Source organism: Pseudomonas sp. MWU12-2029 (genome assembly GCF_023242425.1).
Classification (GTDB): Bacteria; Pseudomonadota; Gammaproteobacteria; order Pseudomonadales; family Pseudomonadaceae; genus Aquipseudomonas; species Aquipseudomonas kribbensis.
In genome coordinates this window covers 75,164-99,292 of record NZ_JALJDY010000015.1, presented here as the reverse complement: position 1 = coordinate 99,292, position 24,129 = coordinate 75,164, and the positions used below count along the sequence as shown (strand labels likewise).

The window sequence follows — 24,129 nt, the reverse complement described above, 5'->3', positions numbered from 1 at the left end:
GCCTCAGGTTGCCGTCGTTCCGCTCAATGTTATCGACGCAAAGGATGTTGGACGCGGAGCGGCTAAATTCGATGCCTGGCTCCAATCCATCAGCGGAGGTGTTGTTACGCTTGACCGGATTAAAAACGTTGCGGGCTCGTTGCCGGTGGTTGGCAACATCATGGCGCTGGTCGACGCATTGGGTGACATCGTTACGTTATCCAAGAGCAAAAAGCGCGAAGTGCTCGATTGGGTCAGTCTGGGCATCAACTTGATAGGCGTGCTGCCTGCACCACCTAGCATGGCTGCGGCACGCATGAGTCTGCGGCCCACGTTGTTCCTGGTTAGACAGGAGTTGCGTAGCAGCGCAAAGATGTTGCTCGGCGACTCATTGATCGAAGTCTTGATTGGTCATCTGAATGCCACGATCGTCGGTACTATTGACGACTTCGCGAAACAGGCCCAGGGAAAGTTGGCCGGCATACTTTCTGATGCAGGCAAGCTTGGTGAGAGTGCGATCAACGAGATTGCGAAAGGACTTGAAACCGTTGTCAAAGGTGAGCTCGATACAAAGGGCTCTGTGCAGGCTGCGAAGAAGCAGATCAGCGCTGCTGGCGACAAACTGCTCAGTGATCCGAAGGCTGCCATAGGCAACATTTTCGGAGCGGTATTCAGCGCATACAAAGCTGCTGGTAAAGGGCTGGCCAATAGCGCCTCGCGGGCTCTGATGCCTGACGAGGTCAAACACCTGGTACTGAGCCATACCTCTACCTTGCGAGCAATGGGGCCGGAACTGCGCGGTCAACTGACCAAGCTGAGTGACCCAGGTGTCCAGCATTCGATCGGTTGGTTGCTCGTCATGCTGACTGGGGCCGTTGCCAGCTGGCGCAAGCGTAATGCTCATGGACAGAGCGCCAGTGTCAAACCGGGTGCGACCAGTAAAGCTCAACGTCAGGGTACTGATGGTCAACTGGGCGCGAGCAATAAGGAAAGCCCGGCAAGTCAGGCCGCGAAGGGGGATAAGAACGGTTGCTGTACCGGTACTTGCAACAGTATCAACTTTGCATTGGGCTCAGAATCCTTGAGCCACACCGACTTCAGCCTGCCCGGTCCATTCCCGATTGAATGGGTGCGTACTTACAGCTCTCGATTTGATGCATTTGACACGAGCGAGTTGGGAGCACGGTGGGTGACGGAGTTTTCTACCCGGTTTGACTGTCGGGGTGACGGATTAGTGTTTTTTGGCGCCGACGGTCGAAGTATTGACTTTCCATTGCCCAAGGTTGGCCAATTCCAATACAGCGCCGTTGAAAACGTCACACTCGTACGCTTGAGCGAAGATCAACTTTTGGTTTGCTTTGGTTTGGAGCGAAAAGAAACCTATGTGCGCCGTGGTCGCAGTTACTGGCTGACGAATGTGGTGATGCGTAATGGTGCCGGGTTGATGCTGCATTACGAGCATCGCCACGGTGATGTCTCTGTTCTTTCAGATCTGATCACTTATCAGGATGACGTGACTCAGGTTCTCCTACATGTAGGTACTCTCATCGACGACCATGGCCGGATAACAGGCCTTTGGGAAATTTGCGATGGTGCACCCCGGCGGCAACTCTGCAACTATCAGTACGATGACTTCGGGGACTTGGTTCAGGCACAAGACGAGAACGGGGCGACCTGGGAATACCAATACCAACACCATCTACTCACCCGATATACCGATCGCACCGGCCGTGGCATGAATCTGCAATGGCAAGGGCACACCGCTGATGCCAAAGCTGTTCGCGAATGGGCTGACGACGGCAGTTTCGATACTCGCCTGGATTGGGACGAAAACATTCGTCTCACGTACGTTACTGACGCACAGGGCAACGAGACCTGGCATTACTACGACATTTTGGGCTACACCTATCGAATTCGATATCCGGACGAACGATCGGAGTGGTTCTTCCGCGATGAAGCCAAAAATGTGATTCGTCACGTTCATACCGACGGAAGTACTGAACGTTACAGTTATGACGAGCGAGGTAACTTGCTCGAGCACATAAGTCCCGACGGAAGTGTGGCTCACTACGCTTATGACGATCAGAATCAGTTGATCAGGATCAGCGATGCGGAGGGGGGGCAGTGGGAACGCGCCTACGATGACGCTGGAAATCTGGTGGAGTCCGTCGATCCATTGGGCAATAAGACGGAGTATGCCTATGACAAGGCTGGTCGACCTGTTGCTATCAAGGACGCCAATGGCAACGAAAAGAAACTCGAATACAACGATGCAGGCTTGTTGCTGAAATACACAGACTGTTCGGGTAAGGCCAGTGCCTGGGAATACAACGAACGCGGTCAGATGATCTGCTTCACTGATGCAGCGGGACAGAGTACTGAATACCAGTACGAGTCGGGACACGTTGTACTTGTTACGCATTCCGATAAAACTGAAGAACACTTTAAACGCGACGCCGAAGGGCGTTTGCTGACCCATGTTGATGGCCTGGATCGCTGCACGACCTGGACTTACACGGCAGCGGGGTTGATCGCCGAGAGAGTCGATGCTTGCGAACAGAGTCTTTGTTATCGCTGGGATCGGCTGGGGCGCCTGGTGGCACTCGAAAACGAGAACAATCAACGTACCCAGTTCCATTACGATCCGGTAGGACGACTCCTTGAGGAGACGGGGTTCGACGGTCGCACGACTCGATATCAGTACGATCCCGAAACTGGCCGATTGGCTCAGGCTGTATCCGCAGAGCGCGTTATCTCGATGACATTCGATCCGATGGGACGATTGATCGGGCGTCACGCGAGTCTTGGCGAGACAGCTCAAAGCGAGACCTTTGCTTACGACGGCAATGGAAACATGGTCATGGCCACGAACGATCAGAGCCGCCTGCAGTGGTTCTATGATCCGGCGGGCAATCTGACGAGAGAGCACCAGCACTATCTGGGTCTTGAGCAGCCGACAGTTGCTATCTGGAAGCATGAGTATGACGTGCTCAATCAATGCGTTGCGACGACTCGCCCAGACGGTCACCGTGTCAGTTGGCTGACCTATGGCAGTGGCCACTTGCTTGCGCTGCGTCTGGATGAGCACGAGCTGGTCGGGTATGAGCGTGACGACCTGCATCGAGAGGTTGCCCGTCATCAGGGCAACCATTTATTGCAAACGCAGAAGTGGGACCCTGCTGGTCGTCTGCAAGAGCAATTACTGGCGCGAGTGGATGACAAGTCCACATTGCTCAAGCGCGAATACAAGTATGACGCTGTCGGCCAATTGTCCGAGCTCAACGATAGTCGCCGAGGCCCAGCAGTCTATCGCTATGATCCGGTCGGGCGATTGCTCAGTGCCGTGAGCCGTAATGGGTTGGAGACATTCTCTTTCGACCCGGCCAGTAACCTGCTCGATGAAAAGGCTTCAGAGGTACGCAGGCCTCTGGAACTCGATCCTCCACGCAGCAAGCTTCTGGATAACCTGATACGCGAGTATGCCGGTACCCACTATGAATACGACGAGCGCGGAAATCAGACGCTGCGTTGGCACAATGGCAACCGCAGTCAAATGCGGTGGGATTTGTTTGATCGACTGGTTCATTTTGAAGACTCTCGTCTCTCTGTCGAGTTTGCTTACGATGCGCTGGGGCGTCGGATTTACAAGAATTCGACGGCGCACTTCAAGCATCGTCACGAAGCCGGTTCGCACTGGAATCGAAATGAACAGGGACGCATACAGCGTGAGCTCGGTTGCAGCCTGACACTCTACGGCTGGGATGGAGACAATTTGTCGTGGGAAAGCAGCCCTGCCGACATGGACGGCGGTACCGGGCGTACCGTGCATTACATTTATGAGCCGGGCACGTTTATACCCATAGCGCAGGCGCTTCGACAGAGTCCGATCAATTTGGTTGGTCAGCCTGAGTACCTCGGGAGTTACAGCCTCGATGATGACCCGTTATGGGCTCATGAGCCGAAGGCGCAACCCTTCGATGTGTTGGCCTGGTATCAGTGTGATCATCTGGGGACTCCCCTCGAGCTGACAGACCAAAAGGGGCAGGTGGTGTGGGCAGCTCGTTACCAGGCGTGGGGACAAGTAAAGGAAGAGAAGACCAGTTTTGCTGTCCAGCACGGATTGACCAACCCCATACGTTTCCAGGGGCAATATCACGACCATGAAACGGGTCTGCACTATAACCGCTACAGATACTACGATCCGCAGGTCGGGCGCTTCATCTCGAAGGATCCGATAGGCCTGGCTGGTGGTATCAACCTTCACCAATACGCACCTAATCCAACCCAGTGGATCGACCCGCTTGGTCTGGTGAAAAAAGCCCCGTCAAAGGTCGCACTGAAAGATGGTCATGGAGCATCGGCTCAAGACATGGCGGCGAGCAAGGTCGGTGGTGGCAGTCGGAAAGGGCAGTCTGCTTGCCGCAAAAAGCTTATTGCCAAGAGCAAGCCTGTGGGTGTCTACAAGTGCTGGCGTTGTGGACATACCTCTACAAACCCGGATGACATGCACTTGGGCCACAAGAACGTGGCGACGTCCAATGGTGGCAACCTCGCCGATGTAAACGTGGATCTTGAGGGTGCATCCTGTAACCTGAGCGCTGGGAACAGTGGTTACGTGAAAGAAGGTATGTCGTGTGTTGAACGTGGAAGCTGCGGAGCACCGTATGGACGATAGAAGCGCACCTGTTTTGATTCAAGTATTCGTCGCAGATGACGATGGCCCGGTGTACGAGGAACTGCCGGCTCGACAGGTTGCGGAGGATACATATGAGCTGCTTTCCTCTCCGGGCCTGGCGCTGAATCTGGCACGGGGTGATGTGATCTCGATCAAGAACAAAAACGCCCATGCAGACGTGTTGAAGCGAGGTGGCAATTTTTGCATCCACATTTATGCCGATTACATTCCCCCTGAGGAAATAGACGGACTTGAACGAGGTGTCGGTCTTGAGCTGGGTGGAACACTGGACGGTGTACATGAGGGCAACCTCTCGCTAGCCGTCCCGGCGATCAATGGGATGGATAAGATCAATCAGTTTTTTGATCGGTTTAGCGAGAAAACCGGCATCCAATGGTATTACGCAAACATCTATAAAAACATTGATGACGACGAGGACGAGACGCTTCTGAACTGGTGGCTTCAGAGTTGAAGTGATGGGCGAAGAACAACACGGTGGTCGGAGGAAAATCTCTTGAGCGAGCTTGAAACGACCACTCCCGACTCGTCTCAGAGAATACTCTGTGAAAAATATGGGCTGGCCATCCAGCCCCCTGAGGACATGGTTGCTGTCGCCCTGAAGACACTCGGCCGATCTCCCATTTACGGCAGTAGAGTGGAGCCGCCCGAGGGAGGAAATGTAAGTTGGTTCATTCACTGCGGAGAGTATTGCGCTGCGGCGGATGATTTTTACCAGGCTGTCCATGTTCGCCACTTGAATGAAATTCTGCCGCAGACGGTGAGCTTTCTCTCTCTGCCCACAGGGGCAAAGTTCATTACTGATGCGCAAGGGTATGAAGACGTATGGATGACTGAGAAACGATAAATATAGGAACCGGAGGAAAACCGGTTTCAATGCTGCTCAAGACAACGTTGAAGTATGAGTAATCAATACTTGTCAATGGAGTGACGTGATGAAAGACGCAATCCGCTTGGGCGACTCCACCACTCACGGTGGGAAGGTGCTCGAAGCATTCTCCCAAACCAACCTCAACGGTAAGCCAATTGCCGGGGTGGGTCACAAAGTCAGCTGTCCCTTATGCAAAGGGGTTTTCCCTATTGCCGAGGGCAGCAGCACCTACACCGTCGATGGCGTGCCCATCGCGCTGGACGGCATGAAAACCGCCTGTGGAGCCGCGTTGATTTCCAGTGGCCCGAAAGGCGCCGTAATCAGCTGAGTCCCTGAATTTCGGTTACTTCTGTCTGCCTTGATCGATATTTAGAGTGGGCAGCGCCAGTCCAAGGCTTCAAAAAGCAAAAAGATCGCAGCCTGCAGCAGCTCTACATCAGGATTAATTTTCCCCTGTAGACGCTGCCGCAGCCTGCGATCTCTTGCTTTTACTTCGCCGAAAACTTCAACACCACGCTCTGGGTGTAGGTCTGTCCCGGATCCAGCCGGGTAGTCGGGAAGTTCGGCTGGTTCGGCGAGTCCGGGTAATGCTGAGTCTCCAGAGTGAACGCGCCCCAGTGCGGATAGACCTTGCCACCCTTACCCTTGACCGTGCCGTCGAGGAAGTTGCTGGTGTAGAACTGCACGCCGGGTTCATTGGTGTACAGCTGGAGGTGGCGGCCGGATTGCGGGTCGCTGACTTCAGCGGCGAGTTTGCTGACGTCACCCTTGGTGTCCAGCGCCCAGTTGAAATCGAAGCCGCCGTGTTGCGGTTCGGCGAATTTCAATTGCGGGTGATCGGCCTTGATGTGCTGGCCGATGGCAGTCGGTTTGGTGAAGTCCATCGGTGTGCCGGCCACCGGGGCCAGTTCGCCGGTCGGGATCAGTTTGGCTGTGACCGGGGTGTAATGGCTGGCGTGCAGGGTGGCGACCTGCTTGAGGATGTCGCCATTGCCCGCACCGGCGAGGTTGAAGTAGCTGTGGTTGGTGAGGTTGAGCACCGTGGGTTTGTCAGTGCTGGCCTTATAGTCGATGTGCAGTTCGTTGTTGTCAGTCAGGCGGTAGGTCACTTCGGTGGTGAGGTTGCCGGGGAAACCCATTTCGCCATCCGCCGACAGGTAGGTCAGGGTCACACCGACCGAATCCTTGTCCTTGGTTTCCTGTGCCTTCCAGACCTTCTTGTCGAAGCCCTGAGTGCCGCCGTGCAAGGCATTGGTCTTGTCGTTCTGTGGCACTTGATAGCGTTTGCCGTCGAGCTCGAAGGCGCCATCGGCCAGGCGATTGCCGAAGCGGCCGATGGTTGCGCCGAAGTACGCGGTGCCTTTCTGGTAACCCTGCACATCGTCGAAACCGAGGACGATGTCGTCGAGCTTGCCGTGTTTGTCCGGCACCTGAAGGGCCTGCAAGGTCGCGCCGTAGGTGATGACCGTGGCTTGCATGCCGTGGCTGTTGCGCAGGATGTATTGCTCGACGGGTGTGCCGTCATTGGTTTTGCCGAAGGCTTTGTGTTCGCTGGACAGGCCGGCGGCCTGGGCGGAGAGGGTGGCGATCATCAGGGACAGTCCGAGGCCGCAGAGTGAGTGTCGGGATTGAAGCATGGTTGACCTTCCTTTTTGTTGTTGTTTTCAAAATCACTAAATAGTCATGCTAATTGTCGTTTGAATGAAAATTTATAGACGATTAAACGTTTATTGCAAAAATAAAGTCGGACTAAATGGTGATTCGTCAAACGCCGAAAGTCGGGAAAACGCTGCGGCACTGCACTTTTGCGCAATCCCCGGCTCTATCCATGGCCAGGTTGCGGTGACTCCCGCCGCACAGGAATGTGTCCGTCAAAGAATTCATGCCGAGAGTTTTGCCCCACATCGCTGCATTCATTCATCGCCCGTGCCTGTTGCTGGCCTGCCTGTCGACCCTGTTGCTCGGCGCTTGCAGCCATCAGGACGGCAACAATTTCATCACCCAGATGCGCGAGGGCAGGCCCCAGGAGTTTCTCCAGACCAGCGTCGACCGCATGGCTACGCTGGCGATGCGCGACAACCTCGACAGCCTTTATCGCCTGATGGGCAAGTTGTACCTGCGCAACCCGGACGAATTGCGCAAATCCGGCTTCCTCGACATTCGCACGGCGGTCAAGCAGGTGCGGCTGGCGATCGAACAGCAGCAACCGTTGCCGACGCTGGGCGGAAAAAAAGATCTCGCAGCGTTGAGCTATGCGATGAGCCCGGAGTTTCTCGGTGACCGGGTCGGCGCCTTCATCTATGCCATTGGCAGCATGCTGGTCACCGCCCACGGCAATCGCACCGAGTTCTGCATGACCGATGCGATCAACCCGACCTTCGTAAACAACGCCGCGCGCAACATCGAAAAAGCCACGTGGATCCTCGCCCAGCGGCAGAACAAGGAAGGCCAGCCGCTGCTGTTCTCCAACGAAATTTCAGAAGAGGGCAGCAACCTGAGCTTCGCCACGGAGTTCGGCAAAGTCGTGGCGCGCCTCGATCTGCTGACCCAGATGCTCGACGAGCGCTACCGGCGCATCGGTTTGAATTACGCCCAGAGCCTACTGTTTTTGAATTTTTTGCCCGTGCAGTAAGCCAGGTCGGGTAGAGTGGCGGACGGCAAGATTTGTATACAATCTTTCGTCCGATTTGACTCAAAGGGAGCTGCACCTGTCATGACCGACCCCGCAAGCGCCGAATACACGAGCCTGGAAAGGGCCACCCGCACGGACAAACTGCCTTACGCCGCGTTGCTGGCGTTTGCCATGACCGGCTTCATCGCCATCCTCACCGAAACCCTGCCGGCCGGTCTGTTGCCGCAGATCGGCGCGGGCCTCAATGTGAGCGAAGTGCTGGCGGGGCAACTGGTGACGCTGTATGCGCTGGGCTCGATTGTCGCGGCGATTCCGCTGACGGTCGCCACCCGTGGCTGGGGGCGCAAGCGTGTGCTGCTGATGACGGTCGGCGGGTTTCTGCTGTTCAACACCGTCACCACGTTTTCCACTCATTACGGCGTGACTCTGGCGTCGCGGTTCCTGGCCGGGATGGCGGCGGGGCTTTCGTGGGGGATCATGGCCGGTTACGCCCGCGGAATCGTGCCGGTGCATCAGCAGGGCCGGGCGCTGGCGATTGCCATGCTCGGCACTCCGGTGGCGCTGTCGCTGGGAACGCCGGCCGGCACCTGGCTGGGCAATGTGATCGGCTGGCGCGCCTCGTTCGGGATCATGTCGGCATTGGCTTTGGTGTTGGCAGCGTGGATCGTCATCGCGGTGCCGGACCGTCCGGGCCAGGCTCGCGCCGAGCGTTTGCCGCTGATGCAGTCACTGCGCTTGCCCGGCGTACGCCCGGTACTGTTCGTGGTGCTGACCTGGATGCTCGGCCACAACATTCTCTACACCTATATCGCCCCGTTCCTGATGCAGGCCGGCCTCGCCGAGCGGGTCGATCTGGTGTTGCTGGTGTTCGGTCTGTGCTCGCTGCTGGGAATCTGGATCATCGGTCTGCTGGTGGATCGCTGGTTGCGCGGACTGGCCCTGATCAGCCTCGCGGTGTTTGCCGTGACCGCACTGGTGCTGGCGCTGGCCGCACCGTCGCCGTGGCTGATTTATGCCTGCATGGCGGTGTGGGGATTGTCGTTTGGCGGTTCGGCTACGTTGCTGCTCACCGCTGCAGCGGACTCTGCCGGTGAACATGTCGATGTGGTGCAGGCGATGCTCACCACCTCGTGGAACGTGGCGATTGCCGGCGGCGGATTGTTTGGCGGGTTGCTGCTGGACCGGGCGGGGGCGATGTCGTTTCCGTGGGCGCTGTTGATTTTGTCGCTGATTGCGCTGGCCACGGTGTGGATCAATTCCACCCACAGTTTCAAACCTGGCCGGCGGCAGCACTGAAGCACGAAATGGCATAACGATAGATCGGATCGATATAGGTGGTTATAAGAAAAATCGCTATGCTGCGGGCCAGATTTTTCCTGTCGTCTTCTGGATGTCTTCATGGAATTGGCAAATTTCGGCCTGGTGATTGCCGGGCTGGTGGTGGGCTTTATCGTCGGCATGACCGGTGTCGGCGGCGGTTCGTTGATGACGCCGATCCTGCTGTGGTTCGGTATCAACCCGGCCACGGCGGTGGGCACTGACCTGCTGTACGCCGCCATTACCAAATCCAGCGGCGTGCTGGTGCACAGGAAGAACAAGAACATCGATTGGGCAATCACCGGCTGGCTGACCCTGGGCAGTGTCCCGGCGGTGGCGATGACGCTGTGGTTCCTCAGCACCCTGCACACCGCGCCGGATGCGATGAACGCCATCATCAAGCAGGCGCTGGGCTACGTGCTGTTCGCCACGGCGATGGCGATTCTGTTCAAGAAACGCCTGCTGGAATTCGCCCACAAACGCGCCGGCGGCAACTACAACCCCAGCGGCACTCGCTTGAATATCATGACGGTGATCACCGGCCTGATCCTCGGCACCATGGTCGCCCTGACCTCCATCGGCGCCGGTGCCCTCGGCACCGTTGCGCTGTTCATCCTCTATCCGCTGCTGCCGACCCGCCGCCTGGTCGGCACCGAAATCGCCCACGCCGTACCGCTGACCCTGGTCGCCGGCCTCGGCCACGCGAGCATGGGCAACATGGACTGGGGCGTGCTGGGCTTCCTGCTGGTGGGTTCGTTGCCGGGCATCTGGCTCGGCAGCCATCTCACCGGTCGGGTCTCCGATGAACTGCTGCGTCCGTGCCTGGCGACGATGCTGGTGTTGATCGGTTACAAACTGGCGTTCTGATCGGCAGGCAGCCATGAGCGAAACAACATTCCATTGCAATGGCCGCCTCGCCATCACGGTCGAGCCCCGGGAAATGCTCATGAGCCATTGGCTGTATGCGCCGCGGGTGGTCGATCAACAGCGCAATCAGACGCTGCTGGACTTGAGCGCAAGCCAGTGGGATCTGATCTCCAGTGAAGAAACAACCGACGGCATCGACCTGTTGCTGCGCAAGTATCCGGGCGACATGCCTGCGGTGACCTTGAGCGTCAGCCTCGCTGATGGAGCGCTGCGGCTTGAAGGCCGACGTGTCGATTCGTCCGGGCTGGAAGCGGCGCTGGATTTGGTACTGCTCCAGGCGAGCACTTCTGGCTGAATCGTCATCCCGATACGGTCATAAAAGGTAATCAAATGCGCGACATGATCGAGCGCATCCGGTTGCGCAAAATCGTTGCTGACCTACGCTTTGAACAAGGCGAAACATATTTGCCGGGCAACCCCGGAACAATCGCCACGATGCGCAATCATTAGAGCGTGGATATCAAAAGGAGATGCGCATGCTCATCAGGTCACTGACCCTGACACTCTTGCTGGCGATTGCCGGCCCCTTGTTCGCCGGGGACAACGATTCCCCTCTGGATGTCGACAAAGGCAACTACCGCCCCTTGATCGTCATCGCCAGCAGTACGGTCGACCCGGTCTGGGTGAGCCTGAAAAAGTCCCTTGAGGACCCGGCCAACAAGCAGGGTATCGCCGACCGCAAGCTCAAGGTCTACACCATCCTCAATATGGCCGGACAGCTTGACGGCAAGGATCTTGGCCAACAGGACACCATGGCGTTGCTGCGCTCGCTGAAGCTAGGCGCCGGGGCCTATCCGAAAGTCTTTCTGATGGGCAAGGACGGGGAAACCAAACTGTCGGCTGCCGGGGACGAGGCGAAGTCGGTGGATCTGAAGAAAGTCTTCGACACCATCGATGCATTGCCCGCCGCCGAGAAGGAACTGGTCGCCGCGCCTCCACCTCCAGCGGCCACCGAGGCGGCACCGGCCAAGGGAACGAAGAACGGCAAACCGGCAAAACCTGCGAAGCCCGCCAAGCCGCCAGAAATGCCGGATGATTGAGAGCACGGTTCGGGTGACCTGAACAAAAAATGGTGAACGGATTTTTCCGTTCGCCATTTTTATTGCCCGCAAATTACCAGTTGTAGCGATACCCGACATTCACCGCCCAGGGCTGTTCGATATCACGGCCTTTGGCGTATTGCCCCTCGACATACACATGGTGGTTTTGCGCTGCAGTCAGCATCAATCCGCCACCCAGTTCTGCCCGTGATCCCGGCAGGCGACTGTCCAGGCGTGCGCCGTTGACCTTCACTTCGCTGTCGCCGGCATGTTCGGTGACCCATGCAGCCTTGACGTACGGTTTGATCCGCAGGCCCTTGTCCAGTTGCAGCTCGCGCCCGAACTGCGCACCGACCCGACTCTGCACCGAGGTCATCGCATCCTGCTGTACATCCAGTCCATTACTGGCGGTGTAACGTCCGCCGCTGATGCGCGCCACCTGCATGCCGACCTGAGGTTCGACGAACCAGTCCCGGCCCAGATCGATGACCTTGCCGATCTGCGCCTCGGCACTGACGGCATGGTTGTCGTAACGGGCCTTGACCGGTTCGCCGAGGTTGCTGGTGATCTTGATCTCGTTGTTCAGCCGTGAATATTTCAGGGTGCCGTCGACATACAACCCGTCCTGATCCTGATAGCTGGCGTAGGCGCCCAGCGTGGTGCTGTCGATCGTGCCTTTACTGCGCTCACCGAAATCCTGGCGGCCCTGACCCTGGCCGAACAGGGCACCGACATACAGCGTTCCACTGGCCGTCGGCAGCGCGGTGTCGGCACCGATTTCCATGCCGTTGGCCTGTTGCTGAAAAGCGCGGCTGGTGCGGGTGTCGAGTTTTTGTTCGGCACCGTAACCGCGAGCCCAGATGCCGCCCTGATCCTTGCCCGAACGCAAATCGGAAAAGTGCTGTCGGGTGCTGCCGTTTTGCGCATCGAGCAGCGCGGCGGTGGCGGCCTGGCTGGCGACGGCGGCGTTTGCGCCTTTACTCAGCATCTGTGATTGCGGCTGAGGCTGAGGCTGAGGCTGCGGTGTCGCTGGCGGTTGAATCACTACCGGTTGCACCACGGTTTCCGGTTGGCCATCGTCCGGTGGAATCTGCGGCTCCTGGATACTTTCATCCGGTGTGCTGATCGCCGGTTTGCCCAGATACCAGTCATTCCCCTGTTTCTGCAGCGAGTAACGGTAAGCCCCGGCATCTACCGTGCCGCCGAACAGCTGGAAATCACCACTGCCGCCATTGCCCTCGACCAGCTTCAGAGCCTGCTGTGCGCCACTCGGTGCATTGCCGGAATCCGCCACCACCAAGGCGTGCAGATCGCTGATCGGGCCCTGCACCTTGAGCAGGTCGCCGCGCAATGACGCCAGATCGGTGTTCATTGCGAACGTTCCGTTGCCGGTCAGCGGGCCGTTGATGGTCAGGGTGTGGAATGCGCCGGTAACGGCGGGGTCGGCAAATTCGACCCGGCCATCGAGGCGGTTGGCTCCGTTCAATGCGGCGTCACCTTTGAGGCGCAGCAGGGCACCGTCGTTCAGTGTGGTGTCGCTGGCGGTGGCTGCGGCGCCCAGCACCATCAAGCCGCCCTGGTTGACCGTGGTATTGGAGACCGTCGTGCCGGCCACGCTGGTCATCGTGCCGCCCTGATTGATCCGCGTATCGTCGACCGACGCGGTGTCGTTGACCGCCAGTTCGCCGCCGGCATTGACTGTGGTCTGTTGCGCATGACCATTCTGGTAGACGGTCATCAGGCTGTTGGCGACGCGGGTATTTTTGGCCAGCGCATCGCCGTAGACATACATCTGGCCACCGTCGAGTCGGGTGTCGCTGACGGCTGCGTTTTGCGTCACTTCAAAAAAGCCGTCGTTGACCCGGGTCGTCAGCGCTGTGGCTGACCCGGTCAACAGCAGGATGCCGTCGTCCATCAGCGTATCGGTCAGCTTCGCGCTGTCCTGGGCGTGCAGTCTGCCGCTGTCCTTGATCGTGGTGCCGCTTGCCACGCTCTCCTCCAGCAACTGAAGCGTTCCCAGACTTACCGTGCTGTCGGTCAGTGTTGCGCCGGTGCCGGCGTAAACCGTCAAACCGTTATCCACCAACAGGTTGCTCTGTGGCGAAGTCAGGCAAGGCACACCGTCGCAACTCGCAGCTTGCGCCACCATGGGCGCGGCACTGAGCAACAGCAGGGCACCCGAAAGCGAAAACCGAGAAAACCGTACATTCAACGCAAGCATGATGATCCGCCGACAACCGCTATAAGAGGCGGCGAATTCTGCTCAGGCGAGTGGTCGGGGTAACGCAGGCACTTCCCAAGTTTTTGTAGGAAGCGTCCTACACAGAGGCGCTGTGCAAGGCCACTTGCAGGTGCGACTGCAAACGCTTCATCTGCTGCCCGAAGGCTTCGAACAGGCGATGCACTTCCTGGCGCGTGGTACTGACTTCGCAGGTCGATTCCAGTTGTTCGCACGCAGCGATCAACGGCGCGGCATGAATGATCCGCGCGCTGCCGAGGATCTTGTGGCAGCAGCGTTTCATCCCGGAAAAGTCACCGGCCTGAAACAGCGCCTGCATGGTTTCGAAATCTTCCTGGTTGGTGCGCAGTACCGTGGCGAGCAATTGTCGGGTCAGGCTCATGTCGCCTGCGGTGATGGCAGTGACCTTCGACAGATCGAAGCACGGCGCAGTGGCTTGTCTGGCCCGTTCGGCCTCGCGCAGGTAGCGTTCGAGCACAGGGCGGGTAAGGGGTTTGAACAGGCAGTCGTTCATTCCGGCCTCGAGGCAGCGCTGGATTTCCTCGGGGCGGGCATTGGCCGTCAGCCCCAGCACATGGGTCGGAGCACGACCTTCGGCGGCTTCGATGACGCGCAACTGGCGGGTCATCTTGTCGCCGTTGAGCAGCGGCATGTTGCAGTCGGTGATCAGGTAATCGAAGGTATCTTCCCGCCACAGGCGCAGGCCTTCGATGCCGTTTTCGGCGCAGGTGACACGCATGCCCAGGGACTCCAGCTGACGCTGCAGCACCACACGGTTGAACTCGTGATCCTCGACGATCAACACATGGCGCACAGGCAGTGGCGGCAGCGTTTCATCGTTGGCTGCCGGAGTAGCCTCGTCGTCCGGCAGGCGTTTGACCGGCAGTTCCAGGGTGAAGCAGGCGCCTTGTCCCGGCTGGCTCTCGCAGGTCAGCCGGCCGCCCATCAGCTCGGTCAATTGCCGGCAGATCGACAGCCCGAGACCGCTGCCGACCTGAACCTCACGATCACCGACCTCGAATTGGGTATAGGGCTGGAACAGGCGCTGGCGCTGCTGTTCGTCGAGGCCGATGCCGGTGTCGCGCACCGCCAGGCGCAGCCGGGCAAGTTCGCCGTCGGGCTCCAGGCGCAGCTCGACGGTGACGGTTCCCTGAGCGGTGAACTTGATTGCATTGCTCAGCAGGTTGGAAAGAATCTGCCTGAACCGTAGCGAGTCCAGCTCCACGGCGCTGCCGGCATGGTCGCTGATGAAGTTCAGTTCGAGGTTTTTCTGCCGGGCCAGACTGGCGAATCCCTCGATCACCGTGCGCGCCAGCGGTTCGGGATGGCAGCGGCTGTTGCGCAGTTCAAACTGGCCGGCCTCGATTCGGGTCAGGTCGAGAATCTCGCCGATCAATTCCATCATGCCGCCGGCGGATTGCTGGGCGATATCGATCAGTTCGGTGTCGTCCGGACGCGGTGCGGACTGGTGACGCAGCAGTTCGAGCACGCCGATCAATGCGCTCATCGGGGTGCGGATCTCGTGGCTCATCACTGCGAGGAAATGACTCTTGCCCCGGTTGGCCGCCTCGGCCTGATGTTTGGCCGCGAGCAATGCATGTTGCAGATGCTGTTGCTCGGTGAAGTCGATCCAGCCGCCGATCACGCCGGTCATGGTGCCGTCGGAATCACGGTAGGGCAGGGCCCAATGGTAGATGTGGTAGGTCTTGTCCTTGACCGTCATGGTGAAGTTGTCGAACGACGGTTCACCGCTTTCCAGCGTGGCGCGGTGGATGCGTTTGTATTGGTGGGCGGTGTCCAGCGGCAGGATGTTCGCCTCGATCAGGCCCTTGTTCAGCACCTGCTGTGGCTCGACTTCCATCACTTGCAGATACGCGCGGTTGCAGCTCAACAGCAGCCCCTTGCGGTCGCGCACGTAGATCGGGTGCGGCGTGCCGTCGACCAGCACCTGCATGAACAGCAACTGATCGCTCAAGGCTTTTTGTGCCTTTTGCCGCTCGGCGATCTGCCGGCGCAAGCCCAGGTTCCACGCCAGAATCACCAGCAGCACGGTCAGCAGCGCCAACACCGCACGCAGAATCCAGTTCTTGTAAGTGCTCCAGGTGTCCTGGCTGTCCTGGGAATTCTGCCAGCGGCTGGCCAGTTCGCTTAACTCGTCCGGGGCGATATCGAGCAGTGCCTTGTCGAGAATCGAGACCAGCATGGCGTTCTGTTTGCCGGTGGCAAAACCGATCAGCGCCGGTTGTGCACCGAGTACCGAATCGATTTGCAGGCGACCGCGAAAGAACCTGTCGATCAGATACGCCGCGCCCATTTGCGGCTGGATCACGCCATCGACCTGGCCTTCGGCGAGCAGCTCATAGGTCTCGATTGGCGTGTCGACTTGCACGGTACGGATATCCGGCCACTCGCGTTCCAGCCAGTTGGCGGCGGCCGAATCCTTGATGATCGCGACGCGTCTTCCCTTGAGGCCCGCAAGACCCGGGCGTTCCGCTTGGGTGCGGGTGACCAGGACGAACGGATTGATTGCATAGGGCCGGGAGAACACCAGATGTTCCTCGCGACGGGCGCTGTAGGTCATTGCGCCGATCAGACTGGGCGGGTTCCGTTGCGCGCGACCGGTCACGGCGTCGATGGACGACATCTTGCTTGGCCGGAACGTCAGGCCGGTGCGGTCGTTGATGGTTTCCAGCAGATCGGCGGCCATGCCCCTGAGCTGGCCTTCGTTGTCGAAGAAACTGAACGGTGAATACAGGTCGTTGGCCAGCACTTCGATCTGCGGATGGTCCTTGATCCACTGCTGTTCGGCAGCCGTCAGTTGCAGACGGTTGTAGCCGAGTTTCGGGTTAGCGCCGATGCCCCAGCGCCGGGCGATGACCGTGCGTTCCTGGGGCGTGATCTTCGCCATCGCTGCATTGAGCAGGTTCAGCAGTCGCGTATTTTCCTGCTGCGTGGCAAAACTGAAGCCCAGGCCTTCGGAGTCGCGCTGGATGGTCTGTTTCAGGCTTTGCTGGTAGCTGCGTTCGAGCAGGTATTGCGCGGAAATCGCATCGGTCAGCAGCACCATGCCTTCGCCATAGGCCACTTGGCCGAGGCCTTGCTGAGTCGAGCCGACCGCTTGAAGAGGATGGCCGGGGAACAGCGACGCCACCCGTTCCTCGGTAATCCAGTCCTGGTCGAACAGCACCGTGGTGCCGGCCGGTAACCGGTCACTGGGCCAGTGGCTGCCGAAGTGGCTGATCAACACGGCCTGATCGTACGCGTAGGGCGCACTCAGGCGCAGATCGTTGTAGTTCGCTTCGAGGTGGTTGATGCGCGGGACCAGATCTACATCGCCCCGTTGCAAGGCGGCGAGGGCGTCCGACTGGCTGGCGTATTGCTCGACTTCCACGCGCAGGCCGAGGCTGCGAGTCAGCAGGTCAAGATAGTCGGCCGACAGCCCTTCGTAATCCTTTTGATTGGCGGTGATGTCCAGCGGCGGTCGATCCGGTGCATACACTCCTGCGCGCAACACGGTTTTGTCGGTCAGCCATTGGTGCTGGGCGCTGGTGAGGGGCAGATCGAGCCGATTGTCACCGGCACGGCTGAGCAGGTTCAACGGCCCGGCGTTCGCCGCCAACGCCAGCAGCGCGAGGCTCAACGCGCTCAGCCATCGCCCGAACCTCATGGTTCAGACCAGGTGATTGCGTTTGGCGAAATCGATCAGCTCAAGCAACGTGCCTGCGTTGAGTTTCTGCATCAGGCGGGTCTTGTAGGTGCTGATGGTCTTGTTGCTGAGCAGCATGTCATCGGCGATCTGCTTGTTGCTCTTGCCCTGGGCCAATCCGTGCAACACCTTGAGTTCGCGGCGCGACACGCCATCGAGCAGTTGCGCATCGTCTCGGGCAAAGTCGCTGGCCCGCACCGAATTCAGCGCATTGACCGGAAACCACGTCTTGCCACTGGCCACCGCTTTGAGCGCAGTAACGATCTCCACCGGATCGTCGACCTTCGACAAAAACGCCGACACCCCGGCCCGCAGGCATTGCGCCGAGTAGGCCTGGCTTTTCAGCCCAGTGTGCACCAGCACATGGGCCTTGCTGCCGCCGATGCGCAAACGGTCGATCACCGCCATGCCGTCGAGCTGCGGGATATCCAGGTCGAGCACAATCGCATCGGGCCTGAGCGCAAACGCCTGGCTCAACGCGTCCACACCGTTGTCGCACTCACCCACAACCTCATGGCCCTCGCGGGCCAGAATCATCCCCATCGCCATGCGCACTACCGCGTGATCATCGACCAACAGCACTTTCATGGATCAACCCTCAGGCCCTGTTTCAGCATAGTCCTCAGGGGCTGACGAGCCCGGCGGATCGGATGCGTGGTGGTGGGGCAGTGAAAAAAAGGCGCGATCCTACAAGGTTTACGGGGGGAAGCAATGGGAGGTGTCGTGCAGAGGTATCTTTGGCGCTGGGGTGTAACTTTTTGTCAGGGTTGAGCGAGGTAGTGGCGGATGACGTTGACCTGAGGCAGTTACTTCACATCAGCCGATCCTTCAGTAAAAGAGTTGCCGCGTGTGTCCATGAACTGGGCTGCACAACACCCTTCAATCCCGTCGGACGTTTCCTTCAAAACGCGGCGGCGTTGGTGAACTGGTGGCTTGAGTCATACGCCGATAACCTCATCGGGCCGTTGCAAAATCAGCGGTCGGATGTGGAAGTCCGGGGATAACAGGGAAGCGTATGTGCGCCTGTGACCAGATGTTGGTATTTTTTATGCCACCATCGTCGTTTATGGCAGCTCTGCGCAGGAGCACTCTCAAGTGCACCGGGTTTCTCTGACCCCGGACTTCCACACCTGCGCAAAGCTGCCACCCTCTCGTGGAAGGGAGTTCGGCAGTTTCTCCCTTAATGTCAGAGGTATTCACACATGAAAAAAACAGATCCAAGCAGGCCAGAAACTCCCACGAATTCAGATTCCCCCGAACACATCGTCACCCCCAAACCCCGCTACATCCCCATCACCGGCATCGACTGCACGATTCCTTGCCTCCTGATCGACCGCGAAGCCCCGTTGGACGTACTCCACGGCACTGCCGCCTACCGATTACGCAGCGTGACCCAATTGCTGGAAACCATTTCGCTCGGAGAAGGCACCGGCCACGACGCCTTGCTGCTGCAGGATTTCGCCCGGGTGTTGGCAATCCCTCTGCGCGACAGCTGCGACCTGATGGATGTACTGGGCTGGAAGCTACAGGCGTAGTTTTCAAACCCTCAAACAAAAACGGACGACCTTCTCGGGTCGCCCGTTTTTCATGGCGTGATTACCGGGTCAACTCACCCAGAATCTTGTGCGCAATTTTCACCCGTTCTCCATTCGGATAATTGCGGTTCGCCAGAATCACGATCCCGACTTTCTTCGACGGTACGAACGCCACATACGCGCCGAAGCCACCGGTAGCCCCGGTCTTGTTCAGCAACACGTTCGCTGGCTCAGGTTGTGGCGGATTCAGCCATTTGACCTTGTGCGCTTCCATGGCCATCGGCGTGGAGTTGCCGTCCAGCAGGCGTTCGAGGCTGATCGGGTAGGCGTAGCGTTCCCAGCCCAGGCCCTGGGTCATGTCGCCGACGGTGTAGTAGCCGGTGTGGGTGAGGGCGATGGCTTTTTGCAGCGGTGTTTCGAGTTTGGCGCTGTCGAGGTTGGCCTGGACGAATTGCAGCAGATCTGAGGTGCTGGTTTTCACGCCGTAGGCTTCGGAATCGAGGGCGCCGGGGCTGACTCGAATCGGTTTGTTGTTCTTGTCATAGCCCTGGGCATAGAGCTTTTGTTCAGACGCGGGCACCGACAGGAAGGTGTGCTTGAGTCCGAGTTTCGGCAGCAGGGTTTCGGTCATGATCTGATCGAACGGTTGGCCGAGGCTTTTCGCTGCCAGATAGCCGAACAGGCCGATGCTCGGGTTGGAGTACAGGCGCTGGCTGCCGGCCGGATAAGTCGGTTTCCACTGTTGGTAATAGCCGAGCATCTTGTCGGAAGAATCCGCGGCATCCGGGAATTGCAGCGGCAGGCCGCCGGCGCTGTAGGTGCCCAGTTGCAGCAGGCTGATCTGGTCGAAGGCGCTGCCTTTCAGCTCGGGCCAGTGCTGGCTGGCCTTGTCGGCGAATTCCAGTTTGCCGCTGGCCTGGGCGTAGGCACCGAGGGTCGCGGTGAAGGTTTTGCTCACCGAGCCGATTTCGAACAGGGTGTTTTCACTCACCGCTTGCCCGGTGCTCTTGTCGGCAACACCGTAGTTAAAGTAATGCGCTTTGCCATCGACGGTCACGGCCACGGCCAGACCGGCGATGTCCTGTTTCTGCATGACTGGTGTCACGGTGGCCTTCACCAGTGCCTGCAACTGATCGTCGGTTTGCGGGGCGGCCAGGCAGGTGGCGGCACTGAAGAATAGTCCGAAAGCGCAGGCGGACTTGAGTTTGTTCAGGTTGATCGAAAACATGCTTGGGCCACTCTCCATGAGTGTTGATGGTGTTATCCCGCTACACTGCGAGCGTTTTCCGTCGGGCCGGCTGATCGGCGCCGCCAAATCTAGGCAGTCCGGCGTCTTTCGACAAACGATGAAAACTCGGACGAGCCATTAGAAAAATTTGGGACTGGGCATGATTCGACCTCAATTGCCTTTGAATGCATTACGCGCCTTCGAAGCTTCTGCGCGTCACTTGAGCTTTACTCGCGCCGCCGTGGAGTTGTGCGTAACCCAGGCGGCCGTCAGCCATCAGGTCAAAAGCCTGGAGGCGCAACTCGGCGTGATCCTGTTCAAACGCCTGCCCCGTGGGCTGATGCTGACCGGCGAGGGCGAAACCCTGCTGCCGGTGCTGACCACATCGTTCGATCATATCGCGCAGATGCTCGAGCGTCTGGCGGGCGGGCAGTATCGGGAAATGCTCACGGTCGGCGCGGTGGGCACTTTCGCGGTGGGCTGGTTGTTGCCGAGGCTGGCGGACTTCCAGGCGAAACATCCGCTCATAGATTTACGGCTGTCGACCAACAACAACCGGGTGGACGTGGCCGCCGAGGGGCTGGATTACGCGATCCGGTTTGGCGCCGGGGCGTGGCACGGTATCGAGGCGACCCGTTTGCTGGAGGCGCCGTTGACCGTGCTCTGTGTGCCGGAAATCGCCCGGCAATTGCACACGCCGGGGGATCTTTTGCAGCAGCGTCTGCTGCGATCCTATCGCACTGATGAGTGGCCGGAATGGTTTCACGCGGCCGGTCTGGCGACCCATGCCGCGCCGCCCCAGAGCATCGTGTTCGACTCGTCGCTGGCGATGATGGAGGCGGCGTTGCAGGGCGGCGGGGTGGCACTGGCGCCGCCGTTGATGTTTGCCCGGCAACTGGCGGCGGACCTGATCCGCCAACCCTTTGCCATCGAAATCACCACTGGCAGCTATTGGCTGACGCGGTTGCAGTCACGGCCGGAAACCTCGGCGATGGCGGCGTTCAGGCACTGGCTGCTGGAGGCTGCGCAGGCTTAGCGCACCAGGCAGGGACGCTTGTTATCGAACGTCCAGCCCGGAATCAGAAACTGCATCGCCACGCTGTCATCCCGCGCGCCGAGCCCCATGCCTTTATAGAGTTCGTGGGCCTTGGCCACCTGATCCAGGTCCAGTTCCACGCCCAGCCCCGGTTTCTTCGGCACCTGCACGCAGCCGTCGACGATTTGCAGCGGTGCCTTGGTCAGGCGTTGGCCGTCCTGCCAGATCCAGTGGGTGTCGATGGCAGTGATGTCGCCCGGCGCGGCGGCCGCGACGTGGGTGAACATCGCCAGGGAAATATCGAAATGGTTGTTGGAGTGCGAGCCCCAGGTCAGGCCCCATTCGTGACACATTTGCGCCACGCGCACCGAACCCTGCATGGTCCAGAAATGCGGGTCGGCCAGCGGGATGTCCACCGACTGCAACTGGATTGCGTGGCCCATCTCGCGCCAGTCGGTGGCGATCATGTTGGTGGCGGTTTTCAGGCCGGTGGCGCGGCGGAATTCAGCCATCACTTCACGGCCTGAATAACCGTTTTCCGCACCGCACGGGTCTTCGGCATAGGCCAGCACATGATGCTGGTCGCGGCACAGACGGATCGCTTCTTTCAGTGACCAAGCGCCGTTCGGATCGAGAGTGATGCGCGCATCGGGAAAGCGTTCGGCCAGTGCGGTCACCGCTTCGATTTCGGCATCGCCGCTGAGCACGCCGCCCTTGAGCTTGAAGTCCTTGAAGCCATAACGCGCGTGGGCAGCCTCGGCCAGACGCACGACGGCGTCGGCGGTCATGGCTTTCTCGTGACGTACGCGGAACCAGTCATTGTCGGCATCCGGTTCGCTGCGATAGGCGAGGTCGGTTTCCCGGCGATCCCCTACGTAGAACAGATAACCGAGCATCTTCACTTCGTCGCGCTGCTGACCTTCGCCGAGCAATGCCGCCACCGGCACGTCGAGGTGCTGGCCGAGCAGGTCGAGCAGGGCGGCTTCGAGCCCGGTGACCGCGTGAATGGTGATGCGCAGGTCGAAGGTCTGCAGGCCACGGCCGCCGGCGTCGCGGTCGGCGAAAGTCTGGCGGACCTGATTGAGGATCTTCTGATACGTGCCGATGGGGCTGCCGACCACCAGGCTGCGGGCGTCTTCGAGGGTCTGGCGGATGAGTTCGCCGCCGGGCACTTCACCGACGCCGGTGTGGCCGGCGTTGTCCTTGAGAATGACGATGTTGCGGGTGAAAAACGGCCCGTGGGCGCCGCTCAGGTTGAGCAGCATGCCGTCGTGGCCGGCCACCGGGATGACTTGCATCTCGGTGATGATCGGGGCTTTGGCGATGTCGTGTGCGGTCATTTGGCGTTGTCCTTTCAAGCGTGTTTCGGCGCGGCATCGGCCACGGCGACGTCAGGTGCGGATTTGGGTGTCATGCGGGCGGCGAACACGATGATCGCGGCGATGATCGAGGTCGCGGCCAGACCATAGAGGCCACCCTGGATCGAACCGGTGTGTTGTTCCAGCAAGCCGAACGTGGTGGGGGCGACGAAGCCGCCGAGGTTGCCCACCGAGTTGATCAACGCGATCACGGCAGCGGCGATCCGCGCATCGAGATAGGCCTGCGGGATCGGCCAGAACAGCGACGACGCGGATTTGAAACCCAGTGCGGCAAAGCAGATCGCAACGAACGCGAAAATCGGCCCGCCGGTGGTGGACATGAACATCCCCGCAGCGGCGATCAGCAATGCCGTGGCGACCCATGCCTGCTGGTGTTTCCATTTCGCCGAGAACGAGGCGAATGCGTACATGCCGATGATCGACAGCAACCACGGAATCGAGTTGAACAGCCCGACCTGGAAGTCGCTCATCTCGCCCATTTTCTTGATGATGCTCGGCAGCCAGAACGTCGCGGCGTAGATCGTCAATTGAATGAAGAAGTAGATCAGGCAGAACAGGATGATCTGGCGATCCTTGAGCAGTTTGCCCAGTGACGGCCGGATCGGCGTTGCGGCTTCGCGGGCCTTCTGTTCGTCATCGATGGCTTTGACCAGCGCATCCTGCTCGGCGCGGGTCAGCCACTTGGCGTCGTGGGGTTTGGCGTCGAGCCAGAACCACACGAACACGCAGAGGCCGACCGAGAACATCCCTTCAATGAAATACATCCATTGCCAGCCGTGCAGGCCCAGACCTTCGATCTGTAGCAGCAGGCCGGACAGAGGACCGGAAATCAGCGAGGCCACGGCCGAACCGCTGAGGAAGATCGCAATTGCCTTGCCGCGCTCGGCCCCCGGCAACCAGCGGGTGAAGTAGTAGATCACCCCGGGAAAGAATCCGGCCTCGGCGACGCCGAGCAGAAAACGCAGGATGTAGAAGTGGGTTTCGTTCTGGATGAACGCCATGCCGGCGGCCACCAAGCCCCAGGTGAGCATGATGCGGGTCAGCCAGATTCGCGCGCCGACCTTTTGCAGCAGCATGTTAGAAGGGACTTCGAACAGCGCGTAACCGATGAAGAACAGCCCGGCACCGAAACCGTAGGCCGCGGCACCGATGCCGAGGTCATGTTCCATGTGGGTGCGGACGAAGCCGATGTTCACCCGGTCAATGTAATTGACGATGAACATGATCACGAACAGCGGCAGGACGTGGCGTTTGACTTTGGCAATGGCGGAGGACAGCACCGAATCGGCGGCCTCGTTCATCCCGGCAATGGATGAGTTCACTTGGTTTTCTCCCACTCGTTATTTTTATGCGGGGTGTGGCTGGGTGCTGCGTTGTTGATAGACATCATACAACTGCATTTTTTTGTCCTACAAGTGGGTGCACTCAATCAAATTTATCTACGGCGAAGGGTTTTTATGCTTTTCTGGATTTGAAGTGCCGTATTTGTTGGGCTTTAAAGGGTGGTTGCGGGCCGAGGAGCAGAGTGCCAGGCCAGCGAATGTGGA

At 59.1% G+C, this 24,129-nt stretch carries 18 protein-coding genes; 11 read left to right on the top strand and 7 right to left on the bottom strand.

All coding sequences use genetic code 11. The features are described 5' to 3' along the window. From M5B44_RS27305 to M5B44_RS27290, 4 genes are all read left to right on the top strand, one after another. On the top strand, positions 1-4,654 hold a 4,654-nt coding region (locus tag M5B44_RS27305; protein ID WP_248741139.1), incomplete at its 5' end, for an RHS repeat-associated core domain-containing protein. Continuing rightward, the gene (locus M5B44_RS27300; protein ID WP_065259374.1) at positions 4,644-5,126 is read left to right on the top strand and encodes a DUF4265 domain-containing protein; all 483 of its coding nucleotides are present in this window, start codon (positions 4,644-4,646) and stop codon (positions 5,124-5,126) included. The genes M5B44_RS27305 and M5B44_RS27300, both read left to right, overlap by 11 nt. Positions 5,127-5,168: 42 nt before the next feature. Continuing rightward, entirely contained in the window at positions 5,169-5,519 is a 351-nt protein-coding gene (locus tag M5B44_RS27295) for a hypothetical protein (RefSeq protein WP_134827452.1), read from the top strand. An 88-nt stretch (positions 5,520-5,607) separates the two neighbouring features. Then, complete coding sequence (locus M5B44_RS27290; RefSeq protein ID WP_134827451.1) at positions 5,608-5,871, top strand: PAAR domain-containing protein; 264 nt, start codon at positions 5,608-5,610, stop codon at positions 5,869-5,871. A gap of 160 nt (positions 5,872-6,031) precedes the next feature. Here M5B44_RS27290 and M5B44_RS27285 read toward each other — a convergent pair whose 3' ends face one another. Then, positions 6,032-7,180 carry an aldose epimerase family protein gene (locus tag M5B44_RS27285; protein ID WP_248741138.1) on the bottom strand — a complete coding sequence of 383 codons (1,149 nt, stop codon included), beginning with the start codon at positions 7,178-7,180 and terminating at the stop codon, positions 6,032-6,034. Between the two features lie 245 nt (positions 7,181-7,425). Here M5B44_RS27285 and M5B44_RS27280 point away from each other — a divergent pair, with 245 nt between their 5' ends. From M5B44_RS27280 to M5B44_RS27260, 5 genes are all read left to right on the top strand, one after another. Continuing rightward, positions 7,426-8,175, top strand: a complete 750-nt coding sequence (locus M5B44_RS27280; RefSeq protein WP_248741137.1) for a hypothetical protein — start codon at positions 7,426-7,428, stop codon at positions 8,173-8,175. Positions 8,176-8,256: 81 nt separating this feature from the next. Beyond that, on the top strand, positions 8,257-9,471 hold the full coding sequence (locus M5B44_RS27275; protein WP_248741136.1) for an MFS transporter: 1,215 nt from the start codon (positions 8,257-8,259) through the stop codon (positions 9,469-9,471). 102 nt (positions 9,472-9,573) lie between these two features. Further along, positions 9,574-10,359 (top strand): sulfite exporter TauE/SafE family protein, encoded by a 786-nt coding sequence (locus tag M5B44_RS27270; protein ID WP_085712503.1) that lies wholly within the window; start codon positions 9,574-9,576, stop codon positions 10,357-10,359. 13 nt (positions 10,360-10,372) lie between these two features. Further along, positions 10,373-10,714: a hypothetical protein gene (locus M5B44_RS27265; RefSeq protein WP_248741135.1), complete on the top strand. Its 342-nt coding sequence runs from the start codon at positions 10,373-10,375 to the stop codon at positions 10,712-10,714. 181 nt (positions 10,715-10,895) lie between these two features. Next, entirely contained in the window at positions 10,896-11,459 is a 564-nt protein-coding gene (locus tag M5B44_RS27260) for a DUF4174 domain-containing protein (protein ID WP_248741134.1), read from the top strand. 73 nt (positions 11,460-11,532) lie between these two features. Here M5B44_RS27260 and M5B44_RS27255 read toward each other — a convergent pair whose 3' ends face one another. The 3 genes from M5B44_RS27255 to M5B44_RS27245 form a co-directional block, all read right to left on the bottom strand. After that, on the bottom strand, positions 11,533-13,680 hold the full coding sequence (locus M5B44_RS27255) for an autotransporter outer membrane beta-barrel domain-containing protein (protein ID WP_248741133.1): 2,148 nt from the start codon (positions 13,678-13,680) through the stop codon (positions 11,533-11,535). Between the two features lie 97 nt (positions 13,681-13,777). Beyond that, a complete protein-coding gene (locus M5B44_RS27250) occupies positions 13,778-17,365 on the bottom strand; it encodes an ATP-binding protein (protein ID WP_248741132.1) in 3,588 nt (1,195 codons plus the stop codon). Positions 17,366-17,368: 3 nt separating this feature from the next. Further along, a complete protein-coding gene (locus M5B44_RS27245) occupies positions 17,369-17,992 on the bottom strand; it encodes a response regulator transcription factor (protein WP_248741131.1) in 624 nt (207 codons plus the stop codon). 614 nt (positions 17,993-18,606) lie between these two features. Here M5B44_RS27245 and M5B44_RS27240 point away from each other — a divergent pair. Then, positions 18,607-18,939 carry a hypothetical protein gene (locus M5B44_RS27240; protein ID WP_248741130.1) on the top strand — a complete coding sequence of 111 codons (333 nt, stop codon included), beginning with the start codon at positions 18,607-18,609 and terminating at the stop codon, positions 18,937-18,939. Between the two features lie 61 nt (positions 18,940-19,000). Here M5B44_RS27240 and ampC read toward each other — a convergent pair whose 3' ends face one another. Beyond that, positions 19,001-20,167, bottom strand: a complete 1,167-nt coding sequence (gene ampC, locus M5B44_RS27235; RefSeq protein WP_248741129.1) for a class C beta-lactamase — start codon at positions 20,165-20,167, stop codon at positions 19,001-19,003. 160 nt (positions 20,168-20,327) lie between these two features. Between ampC and M5B44_RS27230 the strand changes: the two genes are divergently transcribed. Continuing rightward, positions 20,328-21,203: a LysR family transcriptional regulator gene (locus M5B44_RS27230; protein WP_085712495.1), complete on the top strand. Its 876-nt coding sequence runs from the start codon at positions 20,328-20,330 to the stop codon at positions 21,201-21,203. Here M5B44_RS27230 and gudD read toward each other — a convergent pair. Both gudD and M5B44_RS27220 read right to left on the bottom strand, forming a co-directional pair. Further along, positions 21,200-22,543: a glucarate dehydratase gene (gene gudD / locus M5B44_RS27225; protein WP_248741128.1), complete on the bottom strand. Its 1,344-nt coding sequence runs from the start codon at positions 22,541-22,543 to the stop codon at positions 21,200-21,202. The two genes, M5B44_RS27230 and gudD, sit on opposite strands and share 4 nt — an antisense overlap. A 14-nt stretch (positions 22,544-22,557) precedes the next feature. Next, a complete protein-coding gene (locus M5B44_RS27220; protein ID WP_248741127.1) occupies positions 22,558-23,904 on the bottom strand; it encodes an MFS transporter in 1,347 nt (448 codons plus the stop codon). Positions 23,905-24,129: the final 225 nt, after the last annotated feature.